The following is a 275-nucleotide window of genomic DNA, read 5'->3' on the forward strand; positions in this document are numbered from 1 at the left end:
TAAATTCGTTGCGAAAGCATTATATATATATATTATGCTGGGATCATACATTTTAGCTTTAAAATCATTGAAAACGAAAGTTAATATTAGTGATAAGGTTCGAAATAGTATTGTATATTCTACATTAATCATTAACGCAATTATGGTTATTTCTATTTCAACATCTACTGACTTTGGTAGTTATGAATGGATGAAGGTTGGTTCTCGAGGTTGGTTCTATGCAGGGAATGAACTAGGTTCAATCTTAGCTATTATTTTCCCTATTGTGGTACTAT

Annotated in this window: 1 protein-coding gene; it reads left to right on the forward strand. The window is 30.2% G+C overall.

The features are described 5' to 3' along the window. A partial coding sequence (locus SB717_RS35565; protein ID WP_410907648.1) for an O-antigen ligase family protein occupies positions 1 to 275 on the forward strand: 275 nt, incomplete at both ends.

This window comes from Priestia sp. SIMBA_032 (genome assembly GCF_046535215.1).
GTDB lineage: Bacteria > Bacillota > Bacilli > Bacillales > Bacillaceae_H > Priestia > Priestia aryabhattai.